This is a genomic window from Shewanella sp. Iso12, assembly GCF_012030025.1.
GTDB classification, from domain to species: domain Bacteria; phylum Pseudomonadota; class Gammaproteobacteria; order Enterobacterales; family Shewanellaceae; genus Shewanella; species Shewanella algae.
In genome coordinates this window covers 60,066-72,398 of sequence record NZ_JAAUHW010000017.1, presented here as the reverse complement: position 1 = coordinate 72,398, position 12,333 = coordinate 60,066, and the positions used below count along the sequence as shown (strand labels likewise).

Below are 12,333 nucleotides of genomic sequence, written 5' to 3'. Positions count from 1 at the left end.
TTTACCATCTTTTTTCGCCTGTCGTTGAAAGGACTCGAGAGCCGTTTTTCTTCGACCCTGTCACGTCTTTCGCGTTGCCGCGTTGCAGTGTCAGTGGGAGCGCATTATAGGGAGCCAAATCTTTTGTGCAAGGGCTTTTTATAAGAAAACTGCTGTTTTCGGCTTACTTGTCGAGAATTTGTCCTGACCTGCCACTTTTTAATCTTTATAATGGCGAAAACCATTCATATAAGGACTTTTTATGGCCAATTCTCTCAGATCTTATCAAGGTACCAAGCCAAAGTTGGCCGAAGGTGTCTATGTTGATGAAGCAGCGGTTCTGGTAGGTGACATCTTTTTGGATCAGGACGCCAGCGTTTGGCCTATGGTGGCTGCCCGGGGTGACGTCAATCATATTCACATAGGCAAACGCAGTAGTGTTCAGGATGGCACTGTCCTGCATGTTACCCGTAAGTCGGTGACCAATCCCGAGGGACACCCGCTGCTCATCGGCGATGATGTCACCATAGGGCACAAAGCCATGCTTCATGGTTGCAAGGTAGGTAATCGTGTATTGGTTGGCATGGGAGCCATTATTTTGGATGGCGTCATCATCGAAGACGATGTGATTTTAGGTGCAGGTTCGTTGGTGCCTCCCGGCAAGGTGCTAAAGAGTGGCTTTCTCTATATAGGCAGCCCGGCCAAGCAGGCTCGCCCCTTGACCGAAGCCGAACGCCAATTTCTGCCACAATCGGCAGACAACTATGTCCGCCTTAAAGATGAGTACCTGGCCGAGCAAAGTAGTACTGACTAAGGTAACTCTATCTCACCGGCTCCATTGAAGCACTCCCGCTCAATCAGCGCCTCGGCTTCATCTTCGAAGTCGAAGCGCCACTGTTCAAACAAGCTCAGGATCTCTTGTTCTTCGAGAAAAACCTTGCCACTTAGTTGCTGCATACGTTGTAAACCAACATAGCAAGGAATACTGACCCCTTGCTGCTGGGCCATAAACATGAGCCTGTTTGATTCGGCTTGCCACTGACACAAGTCGCTGAAGATGATCCCCTGATTCATGAGGCCTCTCCTTTCAATTCTTGCCGCAGACTCTCGAGTACAGGCTCAACTTTGGGCATGACACCTCGCCATAAATAGAAACTTCTAGCCGCCTGCCCCACCAACATTCCTAAGCCATCCAGTATTTTTGCCGCCCCTTGCTCGGCAGCCCAGCGATTGAACGCGGTTGTATGTGCCGAATACATCATGTCGTAGCAATAGCTATGATTGGCAACCACGGTTACGGGAATATCCGGCAGCTCACCATGCAAACTGGCTGAGGTGGAATTAATTATGAGGTCATAGCCCTCATGGAGTTCATTTCGCCTCAACGCCTGCAATTGCTGTGGCGCAATAGCCGCCAACACCTCGGCCTTACTGTATGTTCTGTTGTAGATATCAATATGGCCGACACCGGCCGCCAGTAGAGAAAGCAGACAACCTCTGGCAGCCCCACCAGCGCCGAGCAGCAAGACCTTTTTATCTTTCAGCGTCAGGTAACGACTGAGATCGGCCACCAAGCCGTAGCCATCGGTATTGTCACCCCGAATTCTGCCATCATCCAGTTTAATCAGGGTATTCACCGCGGCGGCGGTTTCGGCTTCCTGGCTCAACTCATCACAGAGTTGAAAGGCTTGTTCCTTGAAAGGCACAGTGACATTGGCGCCCATCCCCCCGGCAGCAAAAAAAGCCGTGACACTGCCGCTGAAGTCATCGATTGGTGCCAGAATCGCTTGATAGCTTAGGGTTTGCCCGGTCTGAGCGGCAAAGGCTGCATGGATAGCGGGTGATTTACTGTGATGAATGGGATTGCCAAAGACGGCATAGCTGTCGGTCATCTGTGCTCCAGAGCAATGGAAGAGGTATCAGTCTACTCAGCGGCCCAAGGCCAGGCAAGGCTGCCGACCTATGGGGCTTTCAGTGTATACTGGTGCCAAAATCGACAACAAGATTCAACACGAAAATGAACTGGCTAAAGAAAATTATCAATCGCAAACCCGAAGCCGAGCGGGACCCCACCCAGTCCAACGCCTATGATCTGATTGGTGGCGATGAGACGATACGCGCCATAGCCAAGAGCTTTTATCAGCAAATGCAAACGCGGCCGGATACTCAGGAACTCCTGTCCATACATCAGGCTCCGCTGGCACAATCGGAACAGAAACTATATGAATTTCTCAGCGGTTGGTTGGGAGGGCCTCAGCTGTATCAAGCCAAATATGGCCACCCGGCGCTGAGAGCCAGACACATGCCGTTTGCCGTTGATGAAAGAATGCGCGATCAGTGGCTGTTATGCATGAGGGCCTCGCTGGAGGCCAATCTGAAGGATCCTGAACACAGGAAGGTGATTTTCAATGCTATCGCTCAGTTAGCTGACCATATGCGTAACCAATAAGCCAAAGAAAGGCTTATTGGTTACGCTCACTAACTATTCAGTGAGCCAATCCCTGGGGTGCAAAAAGTCACTGTATAGCTTGGCTTCGGCAGAGCCGGCTTCAGGTTCATAGGCATATTGCCAGCGAACCAAGGGCGGCATCGACATGAGTATTGACTCGGTTCGGCCGCCGGTTTGCAGCCCAAACAGCGTTCCTCTGTCATAGACCAGGTTGAACTCTACATAGCGACCTCGGCGATACAGTTGGAACTCACGCTCACGCTCGCCATATTCGGTATCCCTACGCCGCTCAACAATGGGGGCATAGGCAGGTAAGAAGCCATTTCCGACAGCTTGCATGAAAGCAAAGCAGTGCTCAAAGCCACCTTCATTGAGGTCATCGAAGAAAAGGCCGCCGACACCGCGGGTTTCGTTTCTGTGTGGCAGGAAGAAATACTCATCGCACCATTTTTTGTACTCGGGATAAACCGCTTCGCCGAATGGCTCACAAATCGCTTTGGCTTGCTGATGCCATTCGCGCACATCCTCGAGGAAAGGGTAATAGGGGGTCAGGTCGAAGCCACCACCAAACCACCAGACGGGATCGGCACCTTCTTTACGGGCGATAAAGAAGCGCACATTGGCATGGGTGGTTGGGATATAGGGATTAAGCGGGTGGATAACCAGTGAAACCCCCATAGCTTCAAAGCTTCGTCCGGCCAGCTCAGGCCTGTGTGCCGTAGCCGAGGCCGGCATGGCTGCGCCTTCTACATGGGAGAAGTTCACCCCGGCCTGTTCAAACACGCCACCGCCGTTAAGTACCTTACTGATCCCGCCACCGCCCTCGGCCCGTTTCCAGGAATCGGTAGCAAACTCAGCTTTGCCATCCAGTCGTTCCAGTCCTTCACAAATCTGTTGTTGCAGTTGCATCAAGAATGCTTTTACCTGGTGGGAATCAGGTGCCGTCATGCTCGCTCCTTCTTGCTTGGAATTATTAGCCATTACGCAGGATCTGGCCGCTGCGAATATCTATGATGGTGGAAGGCTGGCGCTGCTGCCCCAACTCCCCTTCGATAAGGGCATCTATCTGCCCGGCAAAAGTTGTTTCAATATCATTCACAGTCAGTGCCGGCGGCTCACCCGCCAAGTTGGCACTGGTGGATACCAGCGGCTTACCCAAGGTATCACACAACTCCCTGACAACCGGATGGGCCGACACCCTGACGGCTATAGAATCAAAATGGCCACAAAGCAGTTGGCTCATTCCCTGACGCACCGGCATGACAAAGGTAAAAGGTCCGGGCCATTTGGCAAAAGCCTGCTGCAGTTGCTCATCACTCAGTTGAGACTCGTCCAGATAGGGTTGCAACTGCCGATAGTCACTGGCGACCATGATAAGCCCCTTGTGCCAGGGGCGCTGTTTGATGTCGAGAATTCGGGAAACGGCGGCTTCATTATCGGGATCGCATCCCAAACCATAAACAGCTTCGGTGGGATACGCTATGACCCCTCCATCCAGAAGCAGTTGCTTACTCCTGGCGGCGAGCAAGTGCAGCATTGAGAGTACCTTTTATAGAGACAAAGACGGCTGAGCGCCCTCGGCGACAGCGGAGGTGATTATAGTCACATATTGAGCCGGATCACAGAGTTCGCTTGTACTTACATTCCTTACGGGGACATTCCAGTCTGTCGCCTGCAGCGCCCTTACGTTCTACCAGAATACCGAAACCGCATTCAGGACAAGCCTCTGCCCGAGGAGGAAAATTCACCAGAAACTTGCACTTGGGGTAGTTGCTGCAAGCATAAAAGCTCTTGCCGAACTTGCTGGTCCTATGCTCAAGCACTCCGCTATTACACTGAGGACAAGGCACTTTTTCAGCCTCTTCCTGCTGATCGTGTCGCTCGATATGAGTGCATTGTGGATACTGGGTACAACCAATAAAAATACCAAAGCGCCCCGACTTGACCGCTAACTCGTGGCCACACTGGGGACACTCGGAGCCGGGAATAGGCTGGGAGTCGATGGATTCGTGCTGCACCAAAGGCCGGGTGTAATCGCACGCAGGATAATTATTACAGCCAATGAAGCCACCATGCTTACTGTGGCGCACGGAGAGCTCACTGCCGCACTTGGGACAAAGTTCATATTCTTTTTCGAGCGCGTGCGCCCGAGCATTGAACAACTGCTGGTCTATCTTGGCCATGACACATCTCGCTGTTAAAAGAGTTAGGCGAACATTTTACCAGCGCCACACGGATAAAGGGAGCCTGCAACAGGAGTCATCAAACAGCAAAGACAAATGGGGCTGGGATCTCAGCGCAGATAAAGATATATTGTATCCAAAATAACAAAAAGGACCCTCTCTATGCCTCTGCTCACAACTCAAGGAAAATCTCTCGCTTCCATACTGATGACGCTAATGATCAGCGCCTGCGCCGGCCACACACAGACCACGAATCTGTCCCCCGCCATAGCGATAGCTTCCCATGAACAATTACTGCAACACTCGGATGCCCTCTATAACCCAGTGCAATTGCAGCATGTGCTCGCGTCACTACAAAACACAACGGATATGACACAGTGGCAGCAAGGGCTGTTCTATTTGAGGGGATACAGTTATTTCGGTCCCTTCGATAAATTGACCGACACAGATTTTCAGGCCATAGCCGACGCGTTGGCAAGGTTGCCGCAACAGGCAAACTTTTCTATGGATGAGCAGTTTGCCGTAACCCTCTACCTCTATTTCACCAGCGACCAGCAAGCCGGAAAACTTGCACCACTACTGCCGAGGCTCGCCCGCCAGCTGTCTCGATTGGGTAAACAAACTGCCAGTGAAGCCAGAGACTATGCATTATGGGAGACAATTCGAGCTTATGGATTTCTACTTAATCAGAGCCGACAGCGGCTCGATGGCCAGTTGAACAAGCTGCTGTTGCAACAGCGCCTCGACGCAGATCTTTTGGGTTTTGTAGCTGGCGACAGATCACCATGGGAGCGGGAAAACGCATATTGGGCCCTGGCCATGTATCGCCTGGCACTGACCCCCAGCAAGGGCAAACAAGCTGACGATGCCCCAACTCCAGAACAACAGGCTCTGGATACACAGCTCGAAGTCCTGGCACTCAAAGATATTGCCACCAGAGGTGATGCCGGTAAAGACAGCTACACCTTGGGATACCATGTAAACCACTTTGGTGGTCAACTGAGTTGCCAAGAGAAGACTCAGCTTTGCCGCATACCGGACTTACTCTCTGTACTACCGCAAAGACATGAATGTTCAGAGTCTCTATTTATCGTCGCCCAGGATCTCAGCACCGCTGAATTTGCCGAGAGCTGCCAGCGACTAACGTCCCAGGAAAGCCATTTCCACTCTTTGCTCAAAACAGAGCAACAACCTACAACCAACGATCACAACCAGGCGCTGCAAGTCGTAGCTTTCAAAAACTGGAGCCAGTACAACGCCTATGGGCAGTTGCTGTTTGATATAGGTACAGACAACGGCGGCATGTATATAGAAGGTACACCACAGCAACCTGGCAACCAAGCCAGCTTCTTTGCCTTTCGCCAATTCTGGATCGCTCCCGAGTTCGCCATTTGGAACCTGAACCATGAGTACATCCACTATCTGGACGGACGCTTCGTCAAATATGGTGGCTTTGGCCATTTTCCAGGCAAAATGGTGTGGTGGGCCGAAGGCTTGGCGGAATATATCTCCAAGGGAGAAACTAATCCTAAGGCGATTGATTTGGCCACTGAAGCCCTGGAACAGAAAAAGGCTTTGGACTTGGCGAGTATTTTTGCCACCGAGTACCAGGACGGCCAAGATCGTACTTACCGCTGGAGCTACTTGGCTATCCGCTTCCTGGCAGAGCAAGAACCTCAGGCGCTCGTTCGCCTGAGCCAAGCCTTGAAAATGGATTATTTTGCCGGTTATGAGCAAGAATTGACGGCCTTAACATCAAAGGAGCCTGCTTTCCAGCAGTGGCTGCAACAACTGGCCCAAACAGCCAAAAGCAGTGACGCGGATACAGCCCCATCAATACGCAAGCTCAATAGGTACAGCTATCGTGACTACCTGCGGCCGGCACACTTGGCCAGCAGCGGCCGTCATCAACACTACTGACAATGTCGTAATCGGATGCTTGATTCAAATAAGAAAGAGTTTAGGGAGGTGCCGGCAAGTCTGGCGCCTGTATTTCCAAAACATAAGAATATGAACAAAAACCGGCTTAGTTGCGGAATGGTAGAAATAAAAAGGGTCGCTTAATGAAAGCCAAACCGGGCAGCTAAATCCGGAAATTAAGCTGCTGCGGCATAGCTAAAACAGATCAGGAGTGTAATCGACCTTCTTCGGGTTGCTCGAAGATAAGATCTTCCATCTGCTCATAGGCAGACTCATTACCGGGCGCATTGAACAATACCATCAGAATCACCCACTTGAGGTCTTCCAACACCATAGCTGGCTCGTCCAATTCCATCACCCTATCGATAACCATCTCCCGGGTTTGCACATTCAGCACCCGAATCTGCTCCAGGAACAACAGGAAACCACGGCACTCGACGTCCAGTTTCTCCATTTCATCTTTAGTGTAGATGCGGAAGGAATGTTGAGTATGCCCTCTAAGGTAGGGAGTATCACTCTCCTGCAGTTCGGCCAACCGCTCAAGCCAGGAAAGCGCCTTGATGATTTCGGACTGATGGAAACCGGCACGGGTGAGTTCTTTGGTCAACTCATCTTCGTCGACCAGCATTTCAACTTCACTATGAACATAGTTTTCAAACAGATACATGAGGATATCAAACATGGCTATTTCCTCTTAAGTCTAACGTAACCACCGGGTACTGCGGCAACCCAACCTTGCAACTCAAGTTCAAGCAATTGTTCCAACACCAGATCCAACGTTATTCCACTATGCTCAACCACAACATCCAAAGGTGTGGTCTCATAATCTACACTAGCTAACAGCGTTTTAAATGGCAACTCAGAGTTATCACTTGGTTTTATATGGTGACTATTGTGCAAGTCTTCAAGGTGGCAGCTACATAAAGGCGCCAACTCTTCCACTATATCGGCCACAGATTCCACAAGTTTTGCCCCATTGCGAATTAAATCGTGGCATCCCTGGTGTTCATCGCCCATAACGGAACCCGGAACCGCAAAGACTTCTCTGCCTTGTTCTGCCGCCAAACGGGCGCTGATCAGTGAACCACTGCGCCGACGGGCTTCTACCACCAAGGTTCCCATTGCAAGGCCGCTGATTATACGGTTTCGTTTGGGGAAATTCCCGGAAAATACACCGACAGAAGGCCAAAGTTCACTGATAACAGCGCCATGTACTTGAATATCATCATAAAGGGCTCTATGCCTTCGAGGGTAAATTTCGTCAATTCCGGTTCCCAGTACTGCGATAGTCTTGCCGGTTGACGATAATGCTCCCCGGTGAGCAGCGCCATCTATGCCGGCAGCCATACCACTGCATACGCTGATGTTCAAGGCATCCAGTTCGGCGCCCCACTGCCAGGCGAGCGACAAACCGGCGCGGCTGGCATCGCGGCTGCCGACCATGGCCAGCGCGGGTTGCAGCAGGGTTTCAACCTGTCCTTTGACGAACAAAATCGGGGGAAAATCTGGGATATGTTTCAACAATGGCGGGTAAAAGGGATCGTCGGGGCAGATTAGATATCTGCCCTCTGCACCCTGCTGCCATTGCAAGGCTTGGTCAACTTTTTCAGGAGCCAACTCCAAGCGTTGGAGCTGTGTCTGGTTTATTGGCAAAGACTGGGGTTCATGTTCCAGCCTCTGTCTCAACTCAGCCACATCCATGTGCAAGAGTAATTGCCTTATCCGGAGAGGTCCCAGTCCAGATACCGCAGCGACAACCAGCCAATCAACCAGACTATTATGCGTCATTCACCTTTCAGTAATATGTCAGGCTTGACCAAAAGGTCATCAACCCTGACAGGGCTCTCGTTCACCATGATGAGCCCGAGAGCTGTCTTGTCGAATACCTTGAACACCATTACCTGACCGCGATAGAGGTCGGGCAGTTTGACGGCATTGTCTGAGCCCATCTTGGCCATCAGGTTGTCGTAAGCAGAGCGTTCGGTCGGCGGTACGGGGATACCATCGCCGTTGATCACCACTTCGGCACCGTCTTTGTAGATAGAGAACACATCGCCGGGCTCTACTCCTTCACGGCTGCCCCGATCCAGATAAAACACATCCAGTTTCCCCATGGCGCGAATTTTACGTTCAGATGCCAACACCTTGGCGCCCTCGGTATCGCTGGCCTTGGGAATAAAGTAGGCAGACAACAAGGAGTCGTCTTCTATCGCCAACACTCTGAAACCGGCTTTGGTTTCGCGGAAATTGTTGAGCAGCTTCACCTTGGAAACCTCACCCGACTCCACCACTCGACCGCTGGCACTGAGGATCACTTCCTGACCCAGCAACTCACCGGTTTCCTTATTGGTAAATTCGCGCCCGGGCTGATACATCCCGACCTTATCGCCTTGTGGCAGATTGGCCTGGATATAGATGATGTCGTCCATCACATGGTGACGGGAATCTCTTTCTCCCCCCAGCACCATAGGTTGTTCCTTGAACCACTCGGGGTCGACCACCCGGTTTTGCACCAGGTAGGGTTGAATCAAGGCCAAATCGACCGCGGGAATGGCACCGCCTTTGGGTTGAACCCTTCCGGCCGGGCTCTTGCGAACATGAGGTTTATTGACCAGCCGGGGTTCACCGTCGATAAACACCAGTGTTAATCGATCGCCGGGATAAATAAGGTGTGGATTGGCTATCTGGGGATTGGCGCCCCAGAGTTTGGGCCAACGCCATGGGTCTTTGAGGAACAATGCCGATATATCCCAAAGGGTATCGCCTTTCTTGACCACATAAGTATCAGGATGACCGGGTTTTAATGTCAGGGTATCTGCTGCAACGAAGGCGCAATTAAATGTCAGTAACGCGAGTAAAATTAACCGTTTCATGGGGGCTTCCATGTTGTCTGGCTCATTAGTGAGAGCTTTTGCTGTTATTGATAGCCGCTAAGGATTAAAATTAACGCAATAGCACAAGTCAGTATAACCAACTGGCACGGATTTGACAGACTTGTTAAGAGTTTATCTATGGCCCTGTTAAAAGTATTACGATTCCCAGACGAGAGATTACGCACGATTGCCCAGCCCGTGACAGAATTTGATTCTGCACTGCAGGCGCAAATCGATAATATGTTCGAGACCATGTACGAAGAAAAGGGTATTGGTCTGGCTGCAACTCAAGTCGATTTTCATAAGCAATTGATTGTGATGGACTTGCAGGACGATGTCGAACGTCCAAAAGTCTTTATCAACCCCCAAATTATCAGCGCAAGTGGCGACTTCTGTAATGAAGAGGGTTGTCTGTCTGTACCCGGTATTTATGCCAAGGTGGATAGAGCTGAATTTATTACCGTGACGGCGCTCGACCGTGATGGCAATGAATTTACTATTGAAGCAGACGGTTTATTTGCCATCTGTATTCAGCACGAGATAGATCATCTAAAGGGTAAGCTGTTCGTTGATTATCTGTCACCACTGAAACGTCAGCGGATCAGACAAAAGCTGGAAAAAGCGGCACGTCAGGAAGCGAAAGCCTGAATTAATCCCGAATAATTAGGATCTATTTTGAAACCACTGAAGATCATTTTTGCCGGTACTCCGGACTTTGCAGCGCGCCACCTGCAGGCGCTGCTGGACTCAGAGCATCAAGTCATTGCCGTCTATACCCGAGTGGACAAGCCCGCCGGACGAGGCCACAAGCTAACCCCCAGCCCGGTCAAGGCGCTGGCGTTGGAACACGATATTCCCGTCTATCAACCCAAGTCGTTGCGCCACGAAGAAGCCCAGCAGGAGCTGGCAGCTCTTGGGGCCGATATTATGGTGGTGGTCGCCTATGGCCTGATCCTGCCATTGGCAGTGTTGCAGGCTCCCCGCCTGGGATGCATCAATGTTCACGGCTCTATTCTGCCGCGCTGGCGCGGTGCGGCGCCTATCCAAAGGGCATTGTGGGCCGGGGACAAAGAAACCGGGGTCACCATAATGCAGATGGATGTCGGTTTGGATACCGGAGACATGCTGCTCAAGACCTCGCTGCCGATAGCCGATGACGACACTTCAGCAACCCTGTATGAAAAACTGGCCCAACAGGGACCTGTGGCACTGATCCAAGCTCTGCAAGGTCTGGCCGAAGGCAAACTCACCGCCGAGCCGCAGGATGAATCACTGGCCAACTACGCCGAAAAGCTCAGTAAAGAGGAAGCCCGTATCGACTGGCATAAAGCTGCCCGCAATCTGTGGCAGGAGATCCGCGCCTTTAACCCATGGCCGGTGAGCTACTTTGAATGCCAGGGACAAAATATCAAGGTCTGGCAGGCTGAAGTGGAAGAGTCCGCCGAGCAGTTTGAGCCGGGCACAGTGGTGCGCGCCGACAAGCGAGGATTAGCCATTGCCACTGCCGATGGCTTATTGGTGTTGAAAAAGGCGCAACTGCCAGGGAAAAAACCGCTGGATATCGCCGATATTCTCAACGCCAGGGGCGAATGGTTCCAGCCCGGAAAAAATTTGGCTCAAGCATCATGAGGCAGAATCTCAGAGCTCTTGCCGCCAAGACCATCTTTCAGGTACTGGAACGGGGCATGTCCCTCTCGGTTGCCCTGCCCGAACAACAGCAGCAGCTTCACAGCGGCAAAGACAAGGCGCTTTTGGCCGAACTTTGCTACGGCGTAATGCGCACCCTGCCACAACTGGACAAGAGAGTCAGCGACTGCCTCAGTAAACAGTTCAAAGGGAAACAGCGTATCGTCCACCAGCTGCTTCTTGTGGGTTGTTACCAGCTTTATTTCACCCGGATACCGGCCCATGCAGCCATTTCGGAAACTGCCGAAGCCTGTCGTCAGCTGAAGTTTGAAAACCTGGTCAAGGTAGTCAACGGCGTTTTACGCAATATCCAGCGAGACAATAGTCCACTGGCCACAGATAACCCTGTGCTGGAACACAATACGCCCAACTGGATCCTCAAGGCGCTCACTTCAGCCTATCCGGAAAACTGGCAACAAGTGGTGCAGCAGAGTCACCAGCGGCCGCCACTGTGGCTGCGCAACAACCGTTTGTCCCAAAGCCGTGAGCAATATCTGCAACACTTGGCTGAAGCCGAAATTGCCGCCACTCCAGGTCAGGGGGAAGACAGTATATTGCTCGAGCAAGCCTGCGATGTCACCACTCTGCCCGGCTTTAGCGAAGGCTCAGTGTCTGTGCAGGATGGTGCTGCTCAATGGGCCGCCGCCCTGCTGGCACCTCAAGCGGGCGAAACCATTCTCGATGCCTGCGCCGCTCCGGGAGGCAAGTGTTGCCATCTGCTGGAACTGTGTCCGGACATAGAACTGGTGGCGGTCGACAACGACAACAAACGGCTGCAGAGAGTTGCCGAGAACCTGCAAAGGTTGCAACTGAATGCCAAGTTGGTGCACGGCGATGCCGCAAATATTGCTTCATGGTGGCAGGGTGGCAAGTTTGATCGCATATTACTGGATGCTCCCTGCTCGGCTACCGGCGTTATTCGGCGCCATCCGGATATCATGTGGCTGCGTAAGCCGCAGGATATTGAGGAGTTGGCCAAGGTGCAGCAACAGATATTGGATCACTGCTGGCAGTGGTTGAAGCCAGGCGGTGTACTGTTATACGCCACCTGCTCTATCCTGCCACAGGAAAACCGCGATCAAGTTGTCGCCTTCCTGGAGCGTACGCCGGATGCCCGGTTGGAAGCTATCACTCAGGCAGACCAGCCAGATGTGATAGGCTGGCAAATCTTGCCCGGACAGGACAATATGGACGGGTTTTATTACGCGCGAATCGTTAAGTCGAAACTTCAGGGATAAGACGA

14 protein-coding genes are annotated in these 12,333 nt (G+C 51.9%); 6 read left to right on the top strand and 8 right to left on the bottom strand.

The window, feature by feature from the left end:
- The first annotated feature begins 241 nt into the window (after window positions 1-241).
- Entirely contained in the window at window positions 242-793 is a 552-nt protein-coding gene (locus tag HCX89_RS20900; RefSeq protein ID WP_096142795.1) for a gamma carbonic anhydrase family protein, read from the top strand.
- On the opposite strand, the gene HCX89_RS20895 is transcribed toward HCX89_RS20900, so the two are convergent.
- Together HCX89_RS20895 and aroE are read right to left on the bottom strand one after the other, a co-directional pair.
- Window positions 790-1,053, bottom strand: coding sequence for a DUF1488 domain-containing protein (locus tag HCX89_RS20895; RefSeq protein WP_096142796.1), 264 nt, complete (start codon window positions 1,051-1,053; stop codon window positions 790-792). The genes HCX89_RS20900 and HCX89_RS20895 overlap by 4 nt on opposite strands.
- The gene (aroE, locus tag HCX89_RS20890; protein ID WP_167717252.1) at window positions 1,050-1,871 is read right to left on the bottom strand and encodes a shikimate dehydrogenase; all 822 of its coding nucleotides are present in this window, start codon (window positions 1,869-1,871) and stop codon (window positions 1,050-1,052) included. The genes HCX89_RS20895 and aroE overlap by 4 nt, the downstream gene beginning before the upstream one ends.
- Window positions 1,872-1,996: 125 nt before the next feature.
- Here aroE and HCX89_RS20885 point away from each other — a divergent pair, with 125 nt between their 5' ends.
- On the top strand, window positions 1,997-2,428 hold the full coding sequence (locus HCX89_RS20885) for a group II truncated hemoglobin (protein ID WP_025011814.1): 432 nt from the start codon (window positions 1,997-1,999) through the stop codon (window positions 2,426-2,428).
- Window positions 2,429-2,461: 33 nt separating this feature from the next.
- Here HCX89_RS20885 and hemF read toward each other — a convergent pair whose 3' ends face one another.
- The 3 genes from hemF to HCX89_RS20870 all read right to left on the bottom strand — a co-directional run bounded on the left by hemF (window position 2,462) and on the right by HCX89_RS20870 (window position 4,611).
- Window positions 2,462-3,376, bottom strand: a complete 915-nt coding sequence (gene hemF, locus HCX89_RS20880; protein ID WP_025889808.1) for an oxygen-dependent coproporphyrinogen oxidase — start codon at window positions 3,374-3,376, stop codon at window positions 2,462-2,464.
- A gap of 25 nt (window positions 3,377-3,401) precedes the next feature.
- Entirely contained in the window at window positions 3,402-3,965 is a 564-nt protein-coding gene (locus HCX89_RS20875; RefSeq protein ID WP_025889807.1) for an L-threonylcarbamoyladenylate synthase, read from the bottom strand.
- An 82-nt stretch (window positions 3,966-4,047) separates the two neighbouring features.
- The gene (locus HCX89_RS20870) at window positions 4,048-4,611 is read right to left on the bottom strand and encodes a type I DNA topoisomerase (protein ID WP_025889805.1); all 564 of its coding nucleotides are present in this window, start codon (window positions 4,609-4,611) and stop codon (window positions 4,048-4,050) included.
- Window positions 4,612-4,773: 162 nt separating this feature from the next.
- Here HCX89_RS20870 and HCX89_RS20865 point away from each other — a divergent pair, with 162 nt between their 5' ends.
- Window positions 4,774-6,531 (top strand): collagenase, encoded by a 1,758-nt coding sequence (locus HCX89_RS20865; RefSeq protein ID WP_167717250.1) that lies wholly within the window; start codon window positions 4,774-4,776, stop codon window positions 6,529-6,531.
- Between the two features lie 205 nt (window positions 6,532-6,736).
- Here the strand turns inward: HCX89_RS20865 and HCX89_RS20860 are convergent, their stop codons facing one another.
- The 3 genes from HCX89_RS20860 to HCX89_RS20850 form a co-directional block, all read right to left on the bottom strand.
- A complete protein-coding gene (locus tag HCX89_RS20860; RefSeq protein ID WP_025889803.1) occupies window positions 6,737-7,213 on the bottom strand; it encodes a DUF494 family protein in 477 nt (158 codons plus the stop codon).
- 2 nt (window positions 7,214-7,215) lie between these two features.
- A complete protein-coding gene (dprA, locus tag HCX89_RS20855) occupies window positions 7,216-8,232 on the bottom strand; it encodes a DNA-processing protein DprA (protein ID WP_167717255.1) in 1,017 nt (338 codons plus the stop codon).
- 83 nt (window positions 8,233-8,315) lie between these two features.
- Window positions 8,316-9,416: a LysM peptidoglycan-binding domain-containing protein gene (locus tag HCX89_RS20850; protein WP_025889800.1), complete on the bottom strand. Its 1,101-nt coding sequence runs from the start codon at window positions 9,414-9,416 to the stop codon at window positions 8,316-8,318.
- Window positions 9,417-9,542: 126 nt separating this feature from the next.
- Here HCX89_RS20850 and def point away from each other — a divergent pair, with 126 nt between their 5' ends.
- From def to rsmB, 3 genes are read left to right on the top strand one after another with little or no spacing between them, the layout of a single operon-like run.
- Window positions 9,543-10,052 (top strand): peptide deformylase, encoded by a 510-nt coding sequence (gene def, locus HCX89_RS20845; protein WP_144438819.1) that lies wholly within the window; start codon window positions 9,543-9,545, stop codon window positions 10,050-10,052.
- 27 nt (window positions 10,053-10,079) lie between these two features.
- Window positions 10,080-11,033: a methionyl-tRNA formyltransferase gene (gene fmt, locus HCX89_RS20840; RefSeq protein WP_144133293.1), complete on the top strand. Its 954-nt coding sequence runs from the start codon at window positions 10,080-10,082 to the stop codon at window positions 11,031-11,033.
- Window positions 11,030-12,328, top strand: coding sequence for a 16S rRNA (cytosine(967)-C(5))-methyltransferase RsmB (gene rsmB, locus HCX89_RS22740; protein WP_174840203.1), 1,299 nt, complete (start codon window positions 11,030-11,032; stop codon window positions 12,326-12,328). The genes fmt and rsmB overlap by 4 nt, the downstream gene beginning before the upstream one ends.
- Window positions 12,329-12,333 lie beyond the last annotated feature (5 nt).

What these genes read in the sequence shown, in the direction of transcription:
- HCX89_RS20860 (WP_025889803.1), bottom strand. Translation starts at nt 7,213, where the DNA reads ATGTTTGATATCCTCATGTATCTGTTTGAAAACTATGTTCATAGTGAA.
- dprA (WP_167717255.1), bottom strand. Translation starts at nt 8,232, where the DNA reads ATGGATGTGGCTGAGTTGAGACAGAGGCTGGAACATGAACCCCAGTCT.
- HCX89_RS20850 (WP_025889800.1), bottom strand. Translation starts at nt 9,416, where the DNA reads ATGGAAGCCCCCATGAAACGGTTAATTTTACTCGCGTTACTGACATTT.
- HCX89_RS20895 (WP_096142796.1), bottom strand. Translation starts at nt 1,053, where the DNA reads ATGAATCAGGGGATCATCTTCAGCGACTTGTGTCAGTGGCAAGCCGAA.
- def (WP_144438819.1), top strand. Translation starts at nt 9,543, where the DNA reads ATGGCCCTGTTAAAAGTATTACGATTCCCAGACGAGAGATTACGCACG.
- HCX89_RS20865 (WP_167717250.1), top strand. Translation starts at nt 4,774, where the DNA reads ATGCCTCTGCTCACAACTCAAGGAAAATCTCTCGCTTCCATACTGATG.
- aroE (WP_167717252.1), bottom strand. Translation starts at nt 1,871, where the DNA reads ATGACCGACAGCTATGCCGTCTTTGGCAATCCCATTCATCACAGTAAA.
- rsmB (WP_174840203.1), top strand. Translation starts at nt 11,030, where the DNA reads ATGAGGCAGAATCTCAGAGCTCTTGCCGCCAAGACCATCTTTCAGGTA.
- HCX89_RS20885 (WP_025011814.1), top strand. Translation starts at nt 1,997, where the DNA reads ATGAACTGGCTAAAGAAAATTATCAATCGCAAACCCGAAGCCGAGCGG.
- HCX89_RS20875 (WP_025889807.1), bottom strand. Translation starts at nt 3,965, where the DNA reads ATGCTGCACTTGCTCGCCGCCAGGAGTAAGCAACTGCTTCTGGATGGA.
- hemF (WP_025889808.1), bottom strand. Translation starts at nt 3,376, where the DNA reads ATGACGGCACCTGATTCCCACCAGGTAAAAGCATTCTTGATGCAACTG.
- HCX89_RS20900 (WP_096142795.1), top strand. Translation starts at nt 242, where the DNA reads ATGGCCAATTCTCTCAGATCTTATCAAGGTACCAAGCCAAAGTTGGCC.
- HCX89_RS20870 (WP_025889805.1), bottom strand. Translation starts at nt 4,611, where the DNA reads ATGGCCAAGATAGACCAGCAGTTGTTCAATGCTCGGGCGCACGCGCTC.